This window comes from Pseudomonas sp. LBUM1672 (assembly GCF_059695655.1).
This window is the reverse complement of the sequence record NZ_CP166781.1, coordinates 6,231,464-6,249,698: the sequence shown is the minus strand read 5'-3', so window position 1 is coordinate 6,249,698 and position 18,235 is coordinate 6,231,464. Positions and strand designations below refer to the sequence as shown.

The 18,235-nt window shown below is 60.6% G+C and carries 18 protein-coding genes and 1 pseudogene; 4 read left to right on the top strand and 15 right to left on the bottom strand.

Features of this window, described 5'->3' with window-relative positions; genetic code table 11:
• Window positions 1-2: 2 nt before the first annotated feature.
• The 5 genes from recG to exbB all read right to left on the bottom strand — a co-directional run bounded on the left by recG (window position 3) and on the right by exbB (window position 5,360).
• Window positions 3-2,078 (bottom strand): ATP-dependent DNA helicase RecG, encoded by a 2,076-nt coding sequence (gene recG / locus ACA053_RS28665; RefSeq protein ID WP_497394198.1) that lies wholly within the window; start codon window positions 2,076-2,078, stop codon window positions 3-5.
• Between the two features lie 9 nt (window positions 2,079-2,087).
• Window positions 2,088-3,017, bottom strand: a complete 930-nt coding sequence (locus ACA053_RS28660) for a hydrogen peroxide-inducible genes activator (protein WP_497394197.1) — start codon at window positions 3,015-3,017, stop codon at window positions 2,088-2,090.
• A gap of 178 nt (window positions 3,018-3,195) precedes the next feature.
• Window positions 3,196-3,951 (bottom strand): energy transducer TonB family protein, encoded by a 756-nt coding sequence (locus ACA053_RS28655; RefSeq protein ID WP_497394196.1) that lies wholly within the window; start codon window positions 3,949-3,951, stop codon window positions 3,196-3,198.
• Window positions 3,948-4,376, bottom strand: coding sequence for a TonB system transport protein ExbD (exbD, locus tag ACA053_RS28650; RefSeq protein WP_109626740.1), 429 nt, complete (start codon window positions 4,374-4,376; stop codon window positions 3,948-3,950). The genes ACA053_RS28655 and exbD overlap by 4 nt, the downstream gene beginning before the upstream one ends.
• 6 nt (window positions 4,377-4,382) lie before the next feature.
• On the bottom strand, window positions 4,383-5,360 hold the full coding sequence (gene exbB, locus ACA053_RS28645; protein ID WP_109626738.1) for a tonB-system energizer ExbB: 978 nt from the start codon (window positions 5,358-5,360) through the stop codon (window positions 4,383-4,385).
• Between the two features lie 189 nt (window positions 5,361-5,549).
• Between exbB and ACA053_RS28640 the strand changes: the two genes are divergently transcribed.
• Complete coding sequence (locus ACA053_RS28640; protein ID WP_497394195.1) at window positions 5,550-6,407, top strand: SDR family oxidoreductase; 858 nt, start codon at window positions 5,550-5,552, stop codon at window positions 6,405-6,407.
• A 140-nt stretch (window positions 6,408-6,547) separates the two neighbouring features.
• On the opposite strand, the gene ACA053_RS28635 is transcribed toward ACA053_RS28640, so the two are convergent.
• From ACA053_RS28635 to ACA053_RS28610, 6 genes are all read right to left on the bottom strand, one after another.
• The gene (locus ACA053_RS28635; RefSeq protein ID WP_497394194.1) at window positions 6,548-7,288 is read right to left on the bottom strand and encodes a hypothetical protein; all 741 of its coding nucleotides are present in this window, start codon (window positions 7,286-7,288) and stop codon (window positions 6,548-6,550) included.
• Between the two features lie 55 nt (window positions 7,289-7,343).
• A complete protein-coding gene (locus ACA053_RS28630) occupies window positions 7,344-7,724 on the bottom strand; it encodes a RidA family protein (RefSeq protein ID WP_003229509.1) in 381 nt (126 codons plus the stop codon).
• Between the two features lie 24 nt (window positions 7,725-7,748).
• Window positions 7,749-9,854 carry a bifunctional GTP diphosphokinase/guanosine-3',5'-bis pyrophosphate 3'-pyrophosphohydrolase gene (gene spoT / locus ACA053_RS28625; RefSeq protein ID WP_109626735.1) on the bottom strand — a complete coding sequence of 702 codons (2,106 nt, stop codon included), beginning with the start codon at window positions 9,852-9,854 and terminating at the stop codon, window positions 7,749-7,751.
• A gap of 57 nt (window positions 9,855-9,911) precedes the next feature.
• Window positions 9,912-10,175, bottom strand: a complete 264-nt coding sequence (gene rpoZ / locus ACA053_RS28620) for a DNA-directed RNA polymerase subunit omega (RefSeq protein ID WP_007894670.1) — start codon at window positions 10,173-10,175, stop codon at window positions 9,912-9,914.
• A gap of 167 nt (window positions 10,176-10,342) precedes the next feature.
• Window positions 10,343-10,963 carry a guanylate kinase gene (gmk, locus tag ACA053_RS28615; protein WP_497314507.1) on the bottom strand — a complete coding sequence of 207 codons (621 nt, stop codon included), beginning with the start codon at window positions 10,961-10,963 and terminating at the stop codon, window positions 10,343-10,345.
• Between the two features lie 12 nt (window positions 10,964-10,975).
• Window positions 10,976-11,839 (bottom strand): YicC/YloC family endoribonuclease, encoded by an 864-nt coding sequence (locus ACA053_RS28610; RefSeq protein WP_497394193.1) that lies wholly within the window; start codon window positions 11,837-11,839, stop codon window positions 10,976-10,978.
• 280 nt (window positions 11,840-12,119) lie between these two features.
• On the opposite strand from ACA053_RS28610, the gene rph reads away from it, so the two are divergent.
• Entirely contained in the window at window positions 12,120-12,842 is a 723-nt protein-coding gene (gene rph, locus ACA053_RS28605; protein ID WP_046045041.1) for a ribonuclease PH, read from the top strand.
• Window positions 12,843-12,869: 27 nt separating this feature from the next.
• On the top strand, window positions 12,870-13,238 hold the full coding sequence (locus ACA053_RS28600; RefSeq protein ID WP_109626731.1) for a DUF4870 domain-containing protein: 369 nt from the start codon (window positions 12,870-12,872) through the stop codon (window positions 13,236-13,238).
• 175 nt (window positions 13,239-13,413) lie between these two features.
• On the opposite strand, the gene crc is transcribed toward ACA053_RS28600, so the two are convergent.
• Window positions 13,414-14,193 carry a catabolite repression control protein Crc gene (gene crc / locus ACA053_RS28595; protein ID WP_007934608.1) on the bottom strand — a complete coding sequence of 260 codons (780 nt, stop codon included), beginning with the start codon at window positions 14,191-14,193 and terminating at the stop codon, window positions 13,414-13,416.
• An 82-nt stretch (window positions 14,194-14,275) separates the two neighbouring features.
• On the opposite strand from crc, the gene pyrE reads away from it, so the two are divergent.
• The gene (gene pyrE, locus ACA053_RS28590) at window positions 14,276-14,920 is read left to right on the top strand and encodes an orotate phosphoribosyltransferase (RefSeq protein WP_497314505.1); all 645 of its coding nucleotides are present in this window, start codon (window positions 14,276-14,278) and stop codon (window positions 14,918-14,920) included.
• 206 nt (window positions 14,921-15,126) lie between these two features.
• Here pyrE and argB read toward each other — a convergent pair whose 3' ends face one another.
• The 3 genes and pseudogenes from argB to dut form a co-directional block, all read right to left on the bottom strand.
• Window positions 15,127-16,032, bottom strand: a complete 906-nt coding sequence (gene argB / locus ACA053_RS28585) for an acetylglutamate kinase (RefSeq protein ID WP_109626724.1) — start codon at window positions 16,030-16,032, stop codon at window positions 15,127-15,129.
• 39 nt (window positions 16,033-16,071) lie between these two features.
• A pseudogene (locus ACA053_RS28580) lies at window positions 16,072-17,475 on the bottom strand (phosphomannomutase/phosphoglucomutase); the annotation flags it as partial.
• 301 nt (window positions 17,476-17,776) lie between these two features.
• Window positions 17,777-18,232, bottom strand: coding sequence for a dUTP diphosphatase (gene dut, locus ACA053_RS28575; protein WP_109626720.1), 456 nt, complete (start codon window positions 18,230-18,232; stop codon window positions 17,777-17,779).
• Between the last annotated feature and the right edge of the window lie 3 nt (window positions 18,233-18,235).

The following is an 18,235-nucleotide window of genomic DNA, read 5'->3' as shown; positions in this document are numbered from 1 at the left end:
GCTCACACTTGGCCGTATTGCTGCCCATGGCGCAGCCAGCGGTCTAGCAATGGGCTGACGTGGTCCGGCCAGCGCTCAAGCAAAGCCTGGGCGGCGTCGCGCACGGCGGGTAACAAATCGGCATCACGCATCAGGTCGGCAACCTTGAATTGCAGCAGGCCGGTCTGGCGGGTGCCGAGCATTTCGCCGGGGCCGCGCAGTTCGAGGTCTTTTTCGGCGATGACAAAACCGTCGTTGGTTTCACGCATGATGCCAAGGCGCTGACGGCCGATCTGTGACAACGGCGGATGGTAAAGCAGCACGCAATGGCTGGCGGCGCTGCCTCGACCGACACGGCCGCGCAATTGGTGCAGTTGCGCGAGGCCGAGGCGCTCGGGGTTTTCGATGATCATCAGGCTGGCGTTCGGGACGTCGACGCCGACTTCGATCACGGTGGTGGCGACCAGCAGTTGCAGGTTGCCCGCTTTGAATTCGGCCATCACGGCGGCTTTCTCAGCGGGCTTCATGCGACCGTGGATCAAGCCGACCTTCAACTCGCCGAGGGCTGCGGTGAGGTCTTCGTAAGTGGTTTCGGCGGCCTGACAGGTCAGCTCTTCCGATTCTTCAATCAGCGTGCATACCCAATAGGCCTGACGCCCTTCGGCACAGGCGCCGCGTACGCGCTCGATGACTTCCACGCGCCGTGTATCGGTGACCAATACAGTGTTGACCGGGGTTCGGCCGGGCGGCAGTTCGTCGAGGATCGAGGTGTCGAGGTCGGCGTAAGCGCTCATGGCCAGTGTCCGCGGAATCGGTGTGGCGGTCATGATCAGCTGATGCGGACACATTCGCCCGCCAACACCTTTCTGCCGCAATGCCAAACGCTGCTGCACGCCGAAGCGGTGCTGTTCGTCGATGATCGCCAGCGCGAGGTTCTTGAACTGCACTTCGTCCTGGAACAGCGCGTGCGTGCCGACCACCATCGGTGCGCCGTTGGCGATCTGTTCCAGCGCGGCCACACGGTTCTTGCCCTTGAGCTTGCCGGCCAGCCACGCGACTTCGATGCCCAGCGGTTCAAGCCAGCGCTTGAAAGTGATGAAGTGCTGTTCGGCGAGGATTTCGGTGGGCGCCATCAGCGCGACCTGGTAGCCGGCCTCCAACGCCTGAAGCGCGGCGAGGGCGGCGACCACGGTTTTACCCGCGCCGACGTCGCCCTGAATCAGCCGAAGCATCGGTTCGTGCTGGGCGAGGTCGTAGGCGATTTCGTTGCCGACCCGCTGCTGGGCGCCGGTCGGCGTGAAGCCGAGATTGGCCAGGTATTTAGCCGGCAACTTGGTGGCTTTCGGCATGGCGGGTGCGCGCAGGGAACGCATGCTTTCGCGCAGGCGTTGCTGGGACAGCTGATGGGTCAGCAGTTCTTCGAAGGCCAGACGGTGCTGCGCCCAGTGATGACCGAGGGCGAGTTCGTCGACGTCGGCATCGGCGGGCGGGTGGTGCAGGTAGCGGATCGCATCGGCCAGCGGCGCGAGTTGATAGTCCCGGGCCAGTTCGGTCGGCAGCCAGTCGGGCAGGCTGGTCGGGCCGAGCATCGTCAGGGTTTGCATGCACAACTGGCGCAAGCGCTGTTGGGTCAGGCCTTCGGTGAGCGGGTAGACCGGGGTCAGGGTTTCATCCACTGGCGGCGGCTCGTCACCGGTAATTGCGCGGTATTCCGGGTGGTAGATTTCCAGTCCCGAGGCACCGGGCCGCGCTTCGCCATAGCAGCGAATCCGCGTGCCGCGTTTGAGGCCTTCTTTCTGGGCGTTGCTGAAGTGATAGAAGCGCAGACTGAGCCCGCCGGTGCCGTCTTGCAGACGCACGACGAGGCTGCGACGGCGACCCATGACCACGTCGGCGCCGCTGACGGTGCCTTCGATCACGGCGTCTTGCCCCGGTCGCAAATGGCCGATCGGGACCACGCGAGTGCGGTCCTGATAGCGCAGCGGCAGGTGGAACAGCACGTCCTGGAGATTCTCCAGGCCGACCTTGGCCAATTTCTCGGCCATGGCCTCGCCGACACCTTTGAGTGCCGTTACCGACACTTGCGACAACTCGGTCATGACAGCGACTTAAGCCGCAGCCACCGGCGCGGGCGGCTTGGCCACCGAGCACAGGCGAATGGAGTCAGCGAGGATTTCAATCGCTTTCGGCCGCGGGAAGCTCGCACGCCACGCAATAGCCACGGTGCGGAACGGCACCGGCGGCGACAGCGGACGCACTTCGATCACGCCGGGGGCGTAGTGATGGCTGTCGACTGCCGACAGCGGCAGGATCGAAATGCCGAGGCCGGACGCGACCATGTGGCGGATGGTTTCCAGGGAGCTGGATTCCACCGTGGTGTGCTTGGCGCCGTCGTTGCCTTTGGCCAGGGTCGGGCAGGCTTCCAGCACTTGATCGCGGAAGCAGTGGCCTTCGCCGAGCAGCAGCAGGCTCTTGTCGTTGAGCAGGCTGGCGTCGATGGATTCTTTTTGCGTCCACGGGTGCTGGGCTGGCATCAGGACATAGAACGGCTCGTCGTAGAGCTGCAGGGTCAGGACGTCGGCTTCGTTGAACGGCAGGGCGATGATGATCGCGTCGAGCTCGCCGTTGCGCAGTTTGTCGCGCAGCACGTGGGTGAAGTTTTCTTCGATGTACAACGGCATCTGCGGGGCGACCCGGTGCAGTTGTGGAATCAGGTGCGGAAACAGATACGGGCCGACCGTGTAAATCGCGCCGACTTTCAACGGAGCGGTCAGCTGGTTTTTGCCGGCCTGGGCCAGTTCGCGAATGCCTTGGGCCTGTTCCAGGACTTTCTGTGCCTGGGCAACGATGCCTTCACCGACCGGGGTCAGGCGCACGGCACTCTTGCTGCGCTCGAAAATCAGCACACCGAGTTCGTCTTCAAGCTTTTTCACGCCCACCGACAGGGTCGGTTGGCTGACATGGCAACGCTCGGCCGCGTGGCCGAAATGCTGCTCTTGGGCGAGGGTAACGATGTAGCGTAATTCTGTGAGAGTCATAGCAAGCGTCCATGAAGTTGCGAGCCAAGCATACCGGCTGCAATCGATAGACGCACGTTATCAGAGTGCATGCGTTGAGTGACACTGGGTAATGCCGGTTTGCCGCTGGTGGATATGCAAAAGGCACCTTTCGGTGCCTCTGTGGCTTTGCACATTACCCAGTGGGTCGGTGTTGCGTTTAGCGGCGGCGTTTTTCCAGGGAGTAGAGGAACGGCGCCGTGATTTCGATGGTGCCATTGGTCAACATGTCGGCCGGCGGCTTGGGCAGCGGTTGGGCGAGGCGGATCATTTCCAGGGTGGCCCGGTCCAGATCGGCAACGCCTGAACGGCCCACCAGTTCGTACGACAACACATTACCTTCGCCATCAACGATGAAGCGCAGACGGTTGGTGCCTTGCTTGCCCCGATTCTGTGCGCTCGCCGGGTACTTTTTGTACTTGCCCAAGTGCGCAAGCAAAGTGCCTTCCCAACTGGCTTTGGCCGCCTGTTGCGCGGGCGATGGACCCGGGGCCGGTTGCGCGGACTTCTCCGTCGGCGCCTGGGTCGGTTGCGCGTCGCTAGGCTTCTCCTCGGAGGGCTTCTCCTTCGGCGGCTCCGGCTTTTTCTCCACAGGCTTGGGCGGTTGCGGCTTCGGTTTGGGCTTGGGTTTAACCGGCTTCGGCGCAACGATCTCGGCCTTCGGCACTTCGGCCAGTTTCGGGATCGGCAGTTCTTCCACCGGGGCCGGTGGCTGTGGCGGCGTTATTACCTTCGGCGGTGCCGGTGGTGGCGGGGCCGGAACCGGCGCCAACTCGACCATCATCGCCTGCGGTGGCAGCTCGATGGGTGGGCGCGCAGTCCAGTTCACCGCCAGCGCAATGGCCAGCGCATGAACGCCCAGCACCACGGCCAGGCTCCCGCTGTAACGCGTCAGCTTATGGCGCGTCGTGATCATTTCTTGACTGCCGTCTCGAGCCCGACCAGACCTACCTTCAGGTAACCGGCGGAGCGCAGGTTGTCCATCACGCTCATCAGGTCGCCGTAATCCACGCCTTTATCGGCCTGGAAGAAGATCGTCGTGTCTTTCTTGCCTTGAGTCCTGGCGTCGAGGGTGGCGCCGAGTGCTTCGGCCTTCACTTCTTCTTCGCCGAGGTACAGGCGCTGGTCAGCCTTGACGCTGAGGAACACCGGTTTCTCCGGCCGCGGGGCCGGCTTGGCGCTGGAGGCGGGCAGGTCGACCTTGATGTCCACGGTGGCCAACGGAGCAGCCACCATGAAGATGATCAACAGCACCAGCATCACGTCGATGAACGGCGTGACGTTGATTTCGTGGTTCTCGGCCAGATCGTCGTCTGCGCCTTCTTTCAAATGCAAGCCCATGGCTGATTACCCTACTTTGACCACGTGGGGTTGCGTGGAGCGCTCGGTGGTCGGCAGGTGATCGAGGTCACGGCTGACCAGCAGCAGGACTTCAGCCGAGGCATCGGACACTTGCGCCTTGTAGCCAGCGATGGAGCGAGCGAAGACGTTGTAGATCACCACGGCCGGAATCGCCGCAACCAGACCCAGCGCGGTGGCCAGCAGGGCTTCTGCGATGCCCGGCGCTACGACGGCGAGGTTGGTGGTCTGGGTTTTGGCGATGCCGATGAAGCTGTTCATGATGCCCCACACGGTGCCGAACAAACCTACGAACGGCGCGGTGGAGCCGATGGTGGCGAGGACGCCGGTGCCGCTGCTCATGTTGCGACCGCAAGCTGCAACCAAGCGCTCGAGACGGAAGGCAACACGTTCCTTGATGCCTTCTTTCTCGCGGCTGTTGACCGACAAGCGCATCTCTTCCAGGGCGTCATGCACCAGCAAATTGGCGAGGGTGCCTTGCTTGGTCGCTGACGCGCTGGCTTCTTTAAGGGTGGTGGCTTTTTTCAGATGGACGATTTCGCTGCGCAGACGACGCTTGGCGCCCATCAGCTCAAAGCCCTTGGCGATCCAGATGGTCCAGGTGATGATCGAGGCGATGGCCAGGCCGATCATCACGATTTTCACGATAATGTCGGCGTTCTGGTACATGCCCCACGGCGACAGGTCGTGGGCCATGCCCAGAGTGTTGTCGGCTTCGAGGACTTCAGGAACGTCGTCGGCGTCTACTGCCTGGGCCGGGTCGGTTGCGGCTGGCGCTACGGCGGGGGCGGCATGATCAGCCGGGGCTGGAGCAGCGGCGGCGGCCGGAGTCGCCGGAGTGGCGGGTGCTTGTGCGTCAGCGAAAGCGGCGGTCGGTGCCAGCATCAGGCTGAGCAGCAGGGCAGCCACTGCGCTCCAGGCGCGAGGTCGTTTGGTTGGCGAAGCGGGGAATTGATTGCGTGTCATGCTGGCCGGACCTGAGAGAAAAATAGGGTGAATGTTCTTCCAGGCCTCGTAAGGCCGAGAACAAAAGTGGCGTGCATTATTGCAAGTAATTCTTGTTAACAAAAGTAATAGAGTATCTTTTTTTCCTGCATTGCTAGCCGCTCGTCCATTGCCGGCGCTAGTCTGTGGCTTTCCAATAGGAGTTTTTTGATGTCCGCGCCTTCTGTTTTGATCGCCGGCTGCGGTGATGTCGGCTGTCGCCTGGCCACGCAATTGCTGGCCGCCGGGTGGGAAGTTCATGGCCTGAGACGTGACGTTTCACGTCTGCCTGACGGGGTCATTGGCGTTGCCGGCGACTTGTTCAATAAGGACTGTCCTGAGACGTGGCCCATCGGTGCGGTGGATTACCTCGTGTATTGCGCGGCCGCTACCGATCACGATGAAGCCGGTTACCGTGCTGCCTATGTCGAAGGCTTGCAGCATGTACTGGAATGGCTGAACGACTACGGCCAGGTGCCCAACCGCCTGCTGTTCGTTTCCAGCAGCAGTGTGTATGGCCAGCAGGAGGGCGAGTGGGTCGATGAGACTTCGCCGACCATTGCATCAGGCTATTCGGGTCGATTGATGCTGGAGGCCGAGCAAGTGGCACTCCAGAGCGGCATCCCGGCAAGCATCGTGCGCTTGACCGGCATTTACGGCCCCGGCCGCGAATGGCTGCTGACCCAGGTGCGTCGTGGCTATCGAGTGGCCGTTGACCCGCCGCTGTATGGCAACCGCATCCACGCCGATGACGCGGCGGGGTTGATGGCGTTTCTGCTTGAAGCGGATCGACGCGGGGTGGCGTTGGATGACGTCTACATCGGAGTGGACGACGCGCCCGCGCCGCTGGCCGAAGTGGTGGGCTGGTTGCGTGAGTATCTGGGCGTGACCGAGTGGGCTGACGACGCGAGCGTGCGGCGCACAGGCAGCAAGCAATGCAGCAATGCACGGGCGAAGGCCCTGGGCTGGACGCCAAAGTACCCAAGCTATCGAGAAGGCTACGCCGCCATTCTCGAAGGCCGCTGCTGACTTCCCATCACCACAAACCAAATGTGGGAGCGAGCCTGCTCGCGATGGCGGCATAACATTCAACATCATCGTTGGCTGTTATGGCCTCATCGCGAGCAGGCTCGCTCCCACATTGGTTTTGCGTTGGCTTCAGGGCCGGGTTACTGCTTTTCCAGCAACCACTTGCGCTCGCCCGGCGTGAACTGAGGCATCTCGTCTGCCTGAGCCGTGTTCACCGCCTGCACAATCTCCAGTTCCTTGCCCTTGCGCGCAAAGATCCAGGTATTGCCCTGGCCGTTCACTTGCAGCCACATATTGTCATTGCCGCCGCTCATCGACGCGCAATCGCCCGCCAGGCACAGGGCATATCGATCGGCACCCGGCAGGCCGGCAACCTGGCCATCGGCCTGGAATTGCACGGTATTGCCTTCGCCCGGACCGTTGACGATTTTCCAGCTGCCGCCCATGTAGGCGGTGTACAGCGCGCGTTCGAAGCTGGCGCCCATCGGTGCACCGTCCGGCACGGGGATCAGCGCACGATCAAAAACCTGTTCCGGTTCGTTGTCGGAGGCGGCCTGGGCCAATTGCTTGCCGTCACGCTTCAGCTCACTGGCGGAGCTGCCATAAAAGTCGACTTTCCAGGCGCCGGACTCTTCGCCCAGCAGCTTGCCGTCCACGTTTTCAAAACCGTTGGTGTAGCGGGCCTGGCCGGCCTTGGTGTTGACGTCCCATTCCAGGTTCGGGCCATAAGCCTGAAGCGCTTCGCGCAGGGGGCCGCCTTTGGATGCAGCGTCAATCGCCACCTGATTGATCCAGGTGCCGCTGATATCACGATCGGCAGGGTTGCTGGCACAACCGCCCAAGAGTAGGGCGACCAGCGAAAAAGCTAGCGCTTGGCGCATGGTGGAATCCTTTCAAGACGAAATCGGCGCAACCCTTGGGGTTGCGCCGGATTTATTACTCGATGACCAGAATGGCATCCATTTCAACCTGCGAGCCCTTTGGCAGGGCAGCTACGCCGATGGCGGCGCGGGCAGGGTATGGCTGGTCAAAGTACTTGCCCATGATCTCGTTGACCTTGGCAAAGTGGCTCAGGTCGGTGAGGAAGATGTTCAGTTTGACGATGTCCTTGAACGAACCGCCAGCCGCTTCAGCCACGGCTTTGAGATTCTCGAACACCTGGACGGTCTGGGCTTCGAAGCCTTCAACCAGTTCCATGGTTTTTGGGTCCAGAGGAATCTGACCCGACATGTAGACAGTGTTGCCAGCCTTGATCGCCTGGGAGTAAGTACCGATAGCGGCCGGGGCCTTGTCGCTGGTGATAACAGTCTTGGTCATGAATGACTCCTTGTAATAGTGGGCTCAGGCGCGCATGCGGGTGATGCGAATCACCCCGGTCAGTGCGCGCAGTTTCTTGATCACGCGGGCCAGGTGCACACGGTCGTGCACGCTGACCACCAGTTGGACCACGCTGATGCGACCATCGCGTTCGTCCATGCTGATTTTCTCGATATTGCCGTCGGCCGCGTTGACGCTGCTGGCCAGCAGGGCGATCAGGCCGCGCTGGTGTTCCAGTTCGACGCGCAGCTCGACGTTGAATTCGCCGGTGACATCCTTGGCCCACGAGAGCTGGATGCATTTTTCCGGGTTGTGGCGGATTTCGCTGATGTTGCGGCAGTTGTCCAGGTGCACGACCATGCCTTTGCCCGCAGACAGGTGACCGACAATCGGGTCGCCCGGGATCGGCGTGCAGCACTTGGCGTAGCTGAGGACCAGGCCTTCGGTGCCGCGAATCGCCAGCGGGCCTTCCGGGCTTGGCAACTGTTCGCCTTCGCCGAGCAGGCGGCGGGCGACCACGTAGGCCATGCGATTGCCCAGGCCGATGTCTTCAAGCAAGTCTTCGATCAGTTCGAGGCGATATTCGGTCAGCATCGCCTTGACGCGCTCGGCCGGGACTTTCTCCAGGGTGCTGTCGAAACCGTTGAGCACTTTATTCAGCAGGCGCTCGCCAAGGCTGATGGATTCGGAGCGGCGTTGCAGTTTCAGCGCGTGGCGGATGTGGGTCCGCGCCTTGCCGGTGACCACGAAGTTCAGCCACGCCGGATTTGGCCGCGCGCCCGGGGCGCTGACGATCTCGACCGTGGAGCCGCTTTGCAGCGGTTCGGACAGCGGTGCGAGACGACGATTGATCCGACAGGCAATGCAGCTGTTGCCCACATCGGTGTGCACCGCGTAAGCGAAGTCAACTGCCGTGGAGCCTTTGGGCAGCTCCATGATCCGGCCTTTGGGCGTGAACACGTAGACCTCGTCCGGGAACAGGTCGATCTTCACGCTCTCGATGAACTCCAGCGAGTTGCCGGCCCGTTGCTGCATCTCCAGCACGCCTTTGACCCACTGGCGGGCGCGGGCATGCGTGCCTTTCGGCTGCTCGTCGCCGCTGGACTTGTACAACCAATGCGCGGCGATGCCGTTGTTGGCCATTTCTTCCATTTCACGGGTGCGGATCTGGATCTCGATCGGAACACCGTGCATGCCGAACAGCGTGGTGTGCAGCGACTGGTAGCCGTTGGCCTTGGGGATCGCGATGTAATCCTTGAAGCGCCCCGGCAACGGTTTGTACAAATTATGCACAGCACCCAGCACGCGGTAGCAGGTGTCGACCTTGTCGACGATGATCCGGAACGCGTAGACGTCCATGATCTCGTTGAAGGCCCGACGCTTGCCGCGCATTTTCTTGTAGATGCCGTAGAGGTGTTTCTGGCGACCGCTGACCTCGCCCTGGATGCCATCGATGGCCAGGCAGTGACTGAGGGATTCCTCGATCTTGTTGACGATTTCCTTGCGGTTGCCCCGGGCGCGTTTGACCGCCTGGTTAATCCGCGCGGAACGCATCGGGTGCATCGCCTTGAAGCCGAGGTCTTCGAATTCTATGCGGATGGCGTGCATGCCCAGCCGGTTGGCGATGGGTGCATAGATTTCCAGGGTTTCCTTGGCGATCCGCCGGCGCTTTTCACCGGACAGGACTTCCAGCGTGCGCATGTTGTGCAGGCGGTCGGCGAGCTTGACCAGGATCACACGAATGTCGCGCGCCATGGCCATGGCCATTTTCTGAAAGTTTTCGGCCTGGGCTTCGGCTTTGGTTTCGAAGTTCATCTGGGTCAGTTTGCTGACCCCGTCGACCAGTTCGGCCACGGTTTCGCCGAACTGCGCTTGCAGCGCTTCCTTGGCAATACCGGTGTCTTCGATCACGTCATGCAGCATTGCAGCCATCAAACTCTGATGGTCCATGTGCATGTCGGCAAGAATATTCGCCACGGCAAGAGGATGCGTGACATACGCCTCACCGCTGCGGCGGCGTTGGCCGTCGTGGGCTTGTTCGGCGTAGAAGTACGCTCGGCGGACCAGGTTGACCTGGTCCTTGCCGAGGTAGGTCGATAAGCGATCGGCGAGGGCGTCTATGCTCGGCATGATGACTCCTGCCGTTCGCTGTGACCCCGCGCCGTGCTACGTCGACCAGGCATAGGCTTAGACGGCCTCGTTGGACTCGTCCTCGAACGCTGCGAACAGCGGTTCGTCTTCGACGATTTCAGCATTGGCGATGAACTCGTAGCTCATCAGGCCTTCAGCGATTTCACGCAAGGCTACAACGGTAGGCTTGTCGTTTTCCCACTGAACCAGTGGCTCTTTGCCGCCGGTGGCCAGTTGACGGGCACGCTTGGTGGACAGCATGACCAGCTCAAAACGGTTTTCCACGTGGTTCAGGCAGTCTTCAACGGTTACGCGGGCCATGGTATTCCTCGGAGCGAATGCAATATGCGCGCTGCCCGGGTGGGCGAGCGGACTCAACAGTTTAAAAAATCACCAGCGATTAGGGAAGCGCTGATTTTTTGACCAAGCCCTTCAACGCGCTGCAAGTGCCAATGTAAAGCCCTTGCAGCGGTTTTGGGAAGGGCTGTTTAGCCAAGCAATTCAGCCAAAAGTTTTCCGTTACGCTGCTGCTGACGCTTCTGATGCAGCTGATTGGCACGGAAAATCGCCTGCAAATCCTTCAGCGCGTGGGCGAAATCGTCGTTGATGATCAAGTAATCGTAGTCAACGTAGTGGCTCATTTCGCTGACGGCTTCGCGCATCCGGCCTTCGATGACTTCGTCGCTGTCCTGGCCGCGATTGTTCAGGCGCTGGTGCAAGGCTTCCAACGACGGCGGCAGAATGAAGATCGAGCGCGCCTGAGGCATCAGCTTGCGCACTTGCTCGGCACCCTGCCAGTCGATTTCCAGAATCAGGTCGTGGCCTTCGTCCAGGGTCTGCTGCAGGTGGCTTTGCGAAGTGCCGTAGAGGTTGCCGAACACTTCGGCGCGCTCGAGGAAGTCCCCGTGCTCAATCATCTTCACGAACTCGCCGCGTTCGACGAAGTGATAGTTCACGCCGTTGACTTCACCGGGGCGCATGGCGCGGGTGGTGTGGGAGACCGAGACGCGGATCTCCTGGTCAGCGTCGGTCAGGGCCTTGACCAGGCTGCTCTTGCCCGCGCCCGAAGGGGCGGAAATGATGTACAGGGTGCCGGTGCTGTGGGTCATGTCAGGTTTGCCTTACTCAATATTCTGCACTTGTTCGCGCATCTGCTCGATCAACACTTTGAGGTTGACCGCCGCCTGGGTGCTGCGCGGGTCGAAGGCTTTGGAGCCCAGTGTATTGGCTTCGCGGTTGAGCTCCTGCATCAGGAAGTCCAGGCGCCGACCGGCAGCGCCGCCGGACTTGAGTACCCGGCGAACTTCGATGATGTGTGTGCTCAAGCGATCCAGTTCTTCGGCGACGTCGCTCTTTTGCGCGAGCATGACCATTTCCTGTTCCAGCCGCTGCGGGTCCATCTCGGCTTTCATGTCCGCAAAACGGTCGAGGACTTTCTGGCGCTGGGTGGCAAGCATCTGCGGAACCAGTTCGCGCAGGGTCACCACGTCTCCTTCAATGGAGGTCAGGCGATCGTTGATCAGCCGCGCCAGCTCCGTGCCTTCGCGCTCGCGGCCGGCCTTGAGTTCCCTCAAGCCCTCGTTGAACAAAGCCAGTGCTTCAGCATTCAGGGCTTGCGGGTCGGTGGCGTCGCCCACCAGCACGCCGGGCCAAGCCAGGACTTCCAGCGGGTTCAGCGCAGCCGGATTCTTGATCAGGCCGGCGATGGTCTCGGCGGCAGCGACCAATTGTGCGGCGCGCTCGCGGTCCACTTGCAGAGGTTTGTCGGTGTTTTCTTCGGTGAAGCGCAGGGTGCATTCGAGCTTGCCCCGGGAGATTCCCTGGCGCAGCGCTTCGCGGACCGCACCTTCGAGGTCGCGAAACGACTCTGGCAGGCGCAGGTGGGGTTCCAGGTAGCGGCTGTTGACCGAGCGCAATTCCCAGCTCAGGGTGCCTTGGGCGCCGGCTTTTTCAACGCGGGCGAAGGCGGTCATGCTGTGCACCATGGAGGTACCTCGCAATTCAGGTTTGCGTTACCAAAGGTTTCGCGAGACCCGATATCTGTGAATTAAAGCCGACAGGCAGCAAAGGCGCAGGATTGTAGCGCAGTGGGGCGGATGCGCCCAAACACACGGTGTGACAAAGGGCTGCAGGCCGTCGGTAAAGCGCTGTTCTACGCTCTACTCAGGGCCTTCAATCGTCGGGCGGATTTTTTAGAAGTGCCCAGTCTTGGCGCGCGGCTCTATAATGCTCGGCAGTTTTCCGTCCTCCGTACAGGTATTCCCTATGAAACGTCCAAGTGGTCGCGCTGCCGATCAGCTCCGCTCGATCCGCATTACCCGCAACTACACCAAACACGCCGAGGGATCTGTACTGGTCGAGTTCGGTGATACCAAAGTCATCTGCACCGTCAGCGTCGAAAACGGCGTGCCACGTTTCCTTAAAGGTCAGGGCCAAGGCTGGTTGACCGCCGAATACGGCATGCTGCCGCGCGCCACCGGCGAGCGTAACCAGCGTGAAGCGAGCCGTGGCAAACAAGGCGGCCGTACCCTGGAAATCCAGCGTCTGATCGGTCGTTCCCTGCGTGCTTCGCTGGACATGTCCAAGCTGGGCGACGTCACCCTTTATGTCGACTGCGACGTGATCCAGGCTGACGGCGGCACCCGCACCGCCTCCATCACCGGCGCCATGGTCGCATTGGTCGACGCGTTGAAAGTGATCAAGAAGCGCGGCGGCCTGAAAGGCGGCGACCCGCTCAAGCAAATGATCGCTGCTGTTTCCGTTGGCATGTACCAGGGCGAGCCTGTGCTCGACCTCGACTACCTGGAAGACTCGGCTGCCGAGACTGACCTGAACGTGGTAATGACCAGCACTGGCGGCTTCATCGAAGTCCAGGGCACTGCCGAAGGCGCACCATTCCAGCCGGAAGAGCTGAACGCTATGCTTGAACTGGCGAAGAAAGGCATGTCCGAGATCTTCGAACTGCAAAAGGCCGCACTGGCCGACTGATCGGATGTTCCACGCAAGGAGGACACCATGAGTGACGAGCAGCAGCTACTTCCCATCCCGAGCAAAGACGTTCGGCAGTGGGCGATGTTTTGTCACCTGTCCGCCTTGCTGGGGATCTGGATTCCATTCGGCACGTTGATCGGCCCGCTGATTCTCTGGCAGATGAAGCGCGAGATGGACCCGTTTGTCGATGCCCAGGGCAAGGAGGCGCTGAATTTTCAGATCACCGTCGCCATTGCCTCCGCCATCTGCTTCTTGCTGATGTTGGTGATCATCGGGTTCTTCCTGTTTGGTCTGGTGGCGATTGGCGCGTTGGTGCTGACGATCATAGGTGGCGTGAAAGCCAATGAAGGGGTGCCGTATCGGTATCCGTTCACCTGGCGGTTGATCAAGTAGCCACGACGCAAATATCTATGTGGGAGCGGGCTTGCTCGCGAAAGCGGTGGGTCAGTCAACTTCAATGTTGAATGTTAAGCCGCCTTCGCGAGCAAGCCCGCTCCCACAGTAGAAAATCAGCGCGCACAAAAAAGCCGACAGCGATGTCGGCTTTTTTGTGTCTGCGAAAAGACGCTTAGATGGTCAGCGTCCAGTCGTAGTCCACGATCAGCGGTGCGTGTTGCGAGAACCGTGGCTGGCGTGGCAGGCGTGCGCTGCGAACAAAGCGGCGCAGGCCAGGGGTCAGCAACTGATAGTCGAAACGCCAACCGAGGTTGAGCATTTCCGCCTGTTCGTTGTCCGGCCACCAGCTGTACTGGTCGCCTTCACGGCTGACTTCACGCAGGGCATCGACGTAACCCATGTTGCCCACAATCTCGTCCATCCAGGCACGTTCAGGTGCCAGGAAGCCCGGGGATTGCTGGCTGTCGCGCCAGTTCTTGATATCCAGCTTCTGTTGCGCCACGTACAGCGAGCCACAATAAATGTACTCGCGACGTTTGCGTCGCTGTTTATCCAGATAACGGGCGAAATCGTCCATTAGCTTGAACTTCTGGTTCAAGTCTTCATCGCCGTTCTGCCCCGAAGGGAGCAGCAAGGTCGCGATGCTGACCTTGTCGAAATCGGCTTGCAGGTAGCGCCCGTAGCGGTCGGCTGTCTCGAAGCCGAGACCGCTGATGACTGCCTTCGGTTGCAGCCGCGAATACAAAGCCACGCCACCTTGGGCAGGAACTTCGGCTTCGCAGGCATAAAGGAAGTAGCCATCCAGTTGGAAGGCTGGATCGTCCAGTTCAAAGGCGGAGGCGCGGGTGTCCTGCAGGCAGATGACGTCGGCATTCTGTGCTTGCAGCCAACTGAGCAAACCTCGCTCCACTGCAGCCTGAATACCATTGACGTTCACACTGATGATCCGCATAAATGGCCCCAAAAATCGCGTGCGTGTATGATACACGGCGTCAACCTAATTAGCTAAATCCGTGGTATTTGGGGTTTTTTTCATGCAAGCGTATCAGCGCGATTTCATTCGTTTTGCCATCGATCGCGGCGTTTTGCGCTTCGGCGAGTTCACCCTGAAGTCCGGGCGCACCAGTCCTTACTTCTTCAATGCCGGGCTGTTCAACTCGGGTTCGGCCCTTGCGCAGCTGGGGCGTTTCTACGCGGCAGCCATTGTCGAGAGCGGTATTTCGTTCGACGTACTGTTTGGCCCTGCGTACAAAGGCATCCCGTTAGCGGCGACCACTGCAGTGGCCCTGGCCGAACACCACGACCGTGATTTGCCATGGTGCTTCAACCGCAAGGAAGCCAAGGCCCACGGCGAAGGCGGTAGTCTCGTTGGCGCGCCGTTGACCGGCGAAGTGCTGATCATCGACGACGTGATCACCGCCGGCACCGCCATCCGTGAAGTGATGCAGATCATCGCTTCCCAGGACGGCGCCAAGGCCAAGGGCGTGCTGATTGCCCTGAACCGTCAGGAGCGTGGCAACGGCGAGTTGTCGGCGATCCAGGAAGTGGAGCGTGATTTCGGCATTCCGGTGATCAGCATCGTGTCGCTGAACCAGGTGCTGGAATTCCTGGCCGACGATCCGCAGCTCAAGCAGCATTTGCCAGCCGTTGAAGCCTACCGCGCCCAATTCGGCGTGTAACCGCAATCCCTTTGTGGGAGCGAGCTTTTGTGGCGAGGGAGCTTGCTCCCGCTTGAGTGCGCAGCACTCAAAAAATCGATGGGTCTGCTACGCAGCCCAGCGGGAGCAAGCTCCCTCGCCACAAAGGTGGATTGCCACAGGGATAGCAGGCAAAAAAAGACCCCGCTCAGCCAGGCTGAGCGGGGTCTTTTTGTATGCGCTATCGCTTAAGGACGCTTGCGATTGCTGATCAAAGTACCTACACCGGTATCGGTGAAGATCTCCAGCAGAATTGCATTCGGCACCCGGCCATCAATGATCAACGAGCTGCCGACGCCGCCCTGAACCGCTTCCAGTGCGCACCGGATCTTCGGCAGCATGCCACCGTAGATGGTGCCATCGGCGATCAGATCGTCGACTTGCTGGGTGGTCAGGCCGGTCAGGACCGTGCCCGACTTGTCCATCAGGCCGGCGATGTTGGTCAGCAACATCAGCTTTTCAGCTTTCAGCGCTTCGGCGACTTTACCGGCCACCAGGTCGGCGTTGATGTTGTACGACTCGCCGTTGGCACCGACACCAATTGGCGCGATCACCGGGATGAAGTCGCCTTTGACCAGCAGGTTCAGCAGGTCAGTGTTGATCCCGACCACTTCGCCCACCTGGCCGATGTCGATGATTTCCGGTTGGGTCATCTCTGGCGTCTGGCGTGTCACGGTGAGCTTTTTCGCACGGATCAGCTCGGCATCTTTACCGGTCAGGCCGATGGCGCTGCCGCCATGACGGTTGATCAGATTGACGATGTCCTTGTTGACCTGGCCACCGAGGACCATTTCCACCACGTCCATGGTCTGCGCGTCAGTCACGCGCATACCATCGATGAAGTGGCTCTCGATCGACAGACGCTTGAGCAGATCGCCGATTTGCGGGCCGCCGCCGTGAACCACCACCGGGTTGATGCCGACAGCTTTCATCAGCACGATGTCGCGGGCGAAGCCGGTTTTCAGCTCCTCGCTTTCCATCGCGTTGCCGCCGTATTTGATCACTAGCGTCTTGCCGACATAGCGGCGAATGTAAGGCAACGCTTCGGACAGGACCTTGGCGGTGTTGGCGGCGGCTTCGCGTTCGAGGGTCATTCAGGGCTCCGGCACTTCGATAAAAGGCGCTTCAATAAATCAAAACGGTAGTTGGAGATCAGGTGCAACACGCTTCAACTGGACTTTGAAAACGTCCTTGATGCGCTGCAATTCCGCCTCGTCGTCAGCCTCGAAGCGCAGCACCAGCACCGGTGTGGTGTTGGACGCGCGCACCAGGCCCCAGCCTTTGGCGTAGTCGACTCGCACGCCGTCGATGGTGGTCAGGTCGGCGCCTTCGCCCCACTTCGCGTCGTGCAATGCATCAATGATGCTGAATTTGCTCTCTTCGGTCACATGGATATTGATTTCCGGCGTAGAAATATCGTTCGGGAAGGTCGCAAACAGCTCTTCCGCGGTGGATTTTTCCTTGCTGAGGATCTCCAGCAGACGCGCGGCGCTGTAAATGCCGTCGTCAAAACCGAACCAGCGCTCCTTGAAGAAGATGTGCCCGCTCATTTCGCCGGCCAACAGGGCGCCGGTTTGTTTCATTTTCTTTTTGATCAACGAGTGACCGGTCTTCCACATTAGCGGACGACCGCCGTATTCCTTGATCAGTGGCGTCAGGCGGCGGGTGCATTTGACGTCGAAGATGATTTCCGCGTCAGCGTTGCGCGCCAGTACGTCGCGGGCAAACAGCATCAGCAAGCGGTCCGGGTAGACGATGCTGCCGGTGTTGGTCACCACGCCGACACGGTCGCCGTCGCCGTCGAAGGCCAGGCCGATGTCGGCGTTGGTTTCCTTGACCTTGGCGATCAGGTCGACGAGGTTTTCAGGCTTGCCCGGATCCGGGTGGTGGTTCGGGAAGTTGCCGTCGACCTCGCAAAACAGCGGGATGACTTCGCAGTTCAACGCTTCGATCAGTTGCGGAGCGATCACGCCGGCCGCGCCGTTGCCACAGTCGACCACGACTTTGAGGCGACGAGCCAGTTTGATGTCCTGGACGATTTCGGTGTTGTAGCGATCGAGGATCTCGACCTGGGTGATGCTGCCCTTGCCGCTGCTCAGGTTGTTGGTCTTGAGGCGGTCGTGCAGGGCCTGGATCTGTTCGTTGGCCAGGGTGTCGCCGGCGATCACGATCTTGAAGCCGTTGTAGTTCGACGGGTTGTGGCTGCCGGTCAGCATCACGCCGGATTTGCCGGCCAGGACGTTGGCGGCGTAGTACAGGGCCGGGGTTGGCACCAGGCCGACGTCGCTGACGTGGCAGCCGCTTTCGGCCAGGCCTTTGATCAATTGTTCAACGAGTTCCGGGCCGGAAAGACGGCCGTCGCGGCCAACGGAAACGTTCGGTTCGTCCTGGGCCAGGCTCTGGGCACCGATGGCGCGACCGAGCCAATAAGCGGTTTCAGCGTTCAAGAATTCCGGGACGGTGCCGCGAATGTCGTAGGCGCGGAAAATGCTGTCGGGGAACTTGGGTGCGACTTGGGCTGGGGTGCTCATTACTGGAAATGCTCCATCTCGAAGGTGGCTGGACCTGTCTGCGAAGAACTCGTCAGCAGGCGCAAACTGAAGGGTATGACGGCGTTTTCCACTGAGAGTTCGTGGTGTGTAAAGGCCATGCCACCTGCGTTTGCGGGGTAATGACCGGTCAATGCCTTGATTTTGGGGGCAAACCTTCCAGATGAACGTTGTGCGAATTGTGGCGAGGAGGCTTGCTTGCGCTTGGGTGCGCGGCACTCACAAAATCTTGGGGCCACTTCGCAGCCCAGCGGGAGCCAGCTCCCTCGCCACAGGGTTCTTTATCGGATCAATGGCTGCCGGAATGCCCGAAACCACCGGCGCCGCGTTCGGTTTCAACGAACTCTTCGACCATCTCGAAGTGCGCTTGAACCACTGGTACCAGCACCAGTTGAGCCAGACGCTCACCGACCACCATGTTGAAATCCGTCTGGCCGCGGTTCCAGCACGAAACCATCAGCGGACCCTGGTAATCCGAGTCGATCAAACCGACGAGATTGCCCAGCACGATGCCGTGCTTATGGCCCAGACCGGAGCGCGGCAGGATCAGCGCGGCCAGGCCCGGATCGCCAATGTAGACGGACAGACCGGTTGGGATCAGCACGGTTTCACCCGGTTTGATCACAATGTCTTTTTCCAGCATGGCGCGCAGGTCGAGGCCGGCGGAGCCTGGCGTGGCGTACTGCGGCAGCGGGAATTCGGTACCGATGCGGGGGTCGAGGATCTTGGCTTGCAAAGCGTGCATGTA

Bases quoted from the DNA above. Each gene is read 5' to 3' on its own strand.
- rph (WP_046045041.1), top strand. From the start codon at position 12,120: ATGAAACGTCCAAGTGGTCGCGCTGCCGATCAGCTCCGCTCGATCCGC.
- argB (WP_109626724.1), bottom strand. From the start codon at position 16,032: ATGACCCTCGAACGCGAAGCCGCCGCCAACACCGCCAAGGTCCTGTCC.
- exbB (WP_109626738.1), bottom strand. From the start codon at position 5,360: ATGACACGCAATCAATTCCCCGCTTCGCCAACCAAACGACCTCGCGCC.
- ACA053_RS28655 (WP_497394196.1), bottom strand. From the start codon at position 3,951: ATGATCACGACGCGCCATAAGCTGACGCGTTACAGCGGGAGCCTGGCC.
- ACA053_RS28660 (WP_497394197.1), bottom strand. From the start codon at position 3,017: ATGACTCTCACAGAATTACGCTACATCGTTACCCTCGCCCAAGAGCAG.
- recG (WP_497394198.1), bottom strand. From the start codon at position 2,078: ATGACCGAGTTGTCGCAAGTGTCGGTAACGGCACTCAAAGGTGTCGGC.
- pyrE (WP_497314505.1), top strand. From the start codon at position 14,276: ATGCAAGCGTATCAGCGCGATTTCATTCGTTTTGCCATCGATCGCGGC.
- crc (WP_007934608.1), bottom strand. From the start codon at position 14,193: ATGCGGATCATCAGTGTGAACGTCAATGGTATTCAGGCTGCAGTGGAG.
- ACA053_RS28630 (WP_003229509.1), bottom strand. From the start codon at position 7,724: ATGACCAAGACTGTTATCACCAGCGACAAGGCCCCGGCCGCTATCGGT.
- spoT (WP_109626735.1), bottom strand. From the start codon at position 9,854: ATGCCGAGCATAGACGCCCTCGCCGATCGCTTATCGACCTACCTCGGC.
- ACA053_RS28635 (WP_497394194.1), bottom strand. From the start codon at position 7,288: ATGCGCCAAGCGCTAGCTTTTTCGCTGGTCGCCCTACTCTTGGGCGGT.
- rpoZ (WP_007894670.1), bottom strand. From the start codon at position 10,175: ATGGCCCGCGTAACCGTTGAAGACTGCCTGAACCACGTGGAAAACCGT.
- gmk (WP_497314507.1), bottom strand. From the start codon at position 10,963: ATGACCCACAGCACCGGCACCCTGTACATCATTTCCGCCCCTTCGGGC.
- ACA053_RS28600 (WP_109626731.1), top strand. From the start codon at position 12,870: ATGAGTGACGAGCAGCAGCTACTTCCCATCCCGAGCAAAGACGTTCGG.
- dut (WP_109626720.1), bottom strand. From the start codon at position 18,232: ATGCACGCTTTGCAAGCCAAGATCCTCGACCCCCGCATCGGTACCGAA.
- exbD (WP_109626740.1), bottom strand. From the start codon at position 4,376: ATGGGCTTGCATTTGAAAGAAGGCGCAGACGACGATCTGGCCGAGAAC.
- ACA053_RS28640 (WP_497394195.1), top strand. From the start codon at position 5,550: ATGTCCGCGCCTTCTGTTTTGATCGCCGGCTGCGGTGATGTCGGCTGT.
- ACA053_RS28610 (WP_497394193.1), bottom strand. From the start codon at position 11,839: ATGGTGCACAGCATGACCGCCTTCGCCCGCGTTGAAAAAGCCGGCGCC.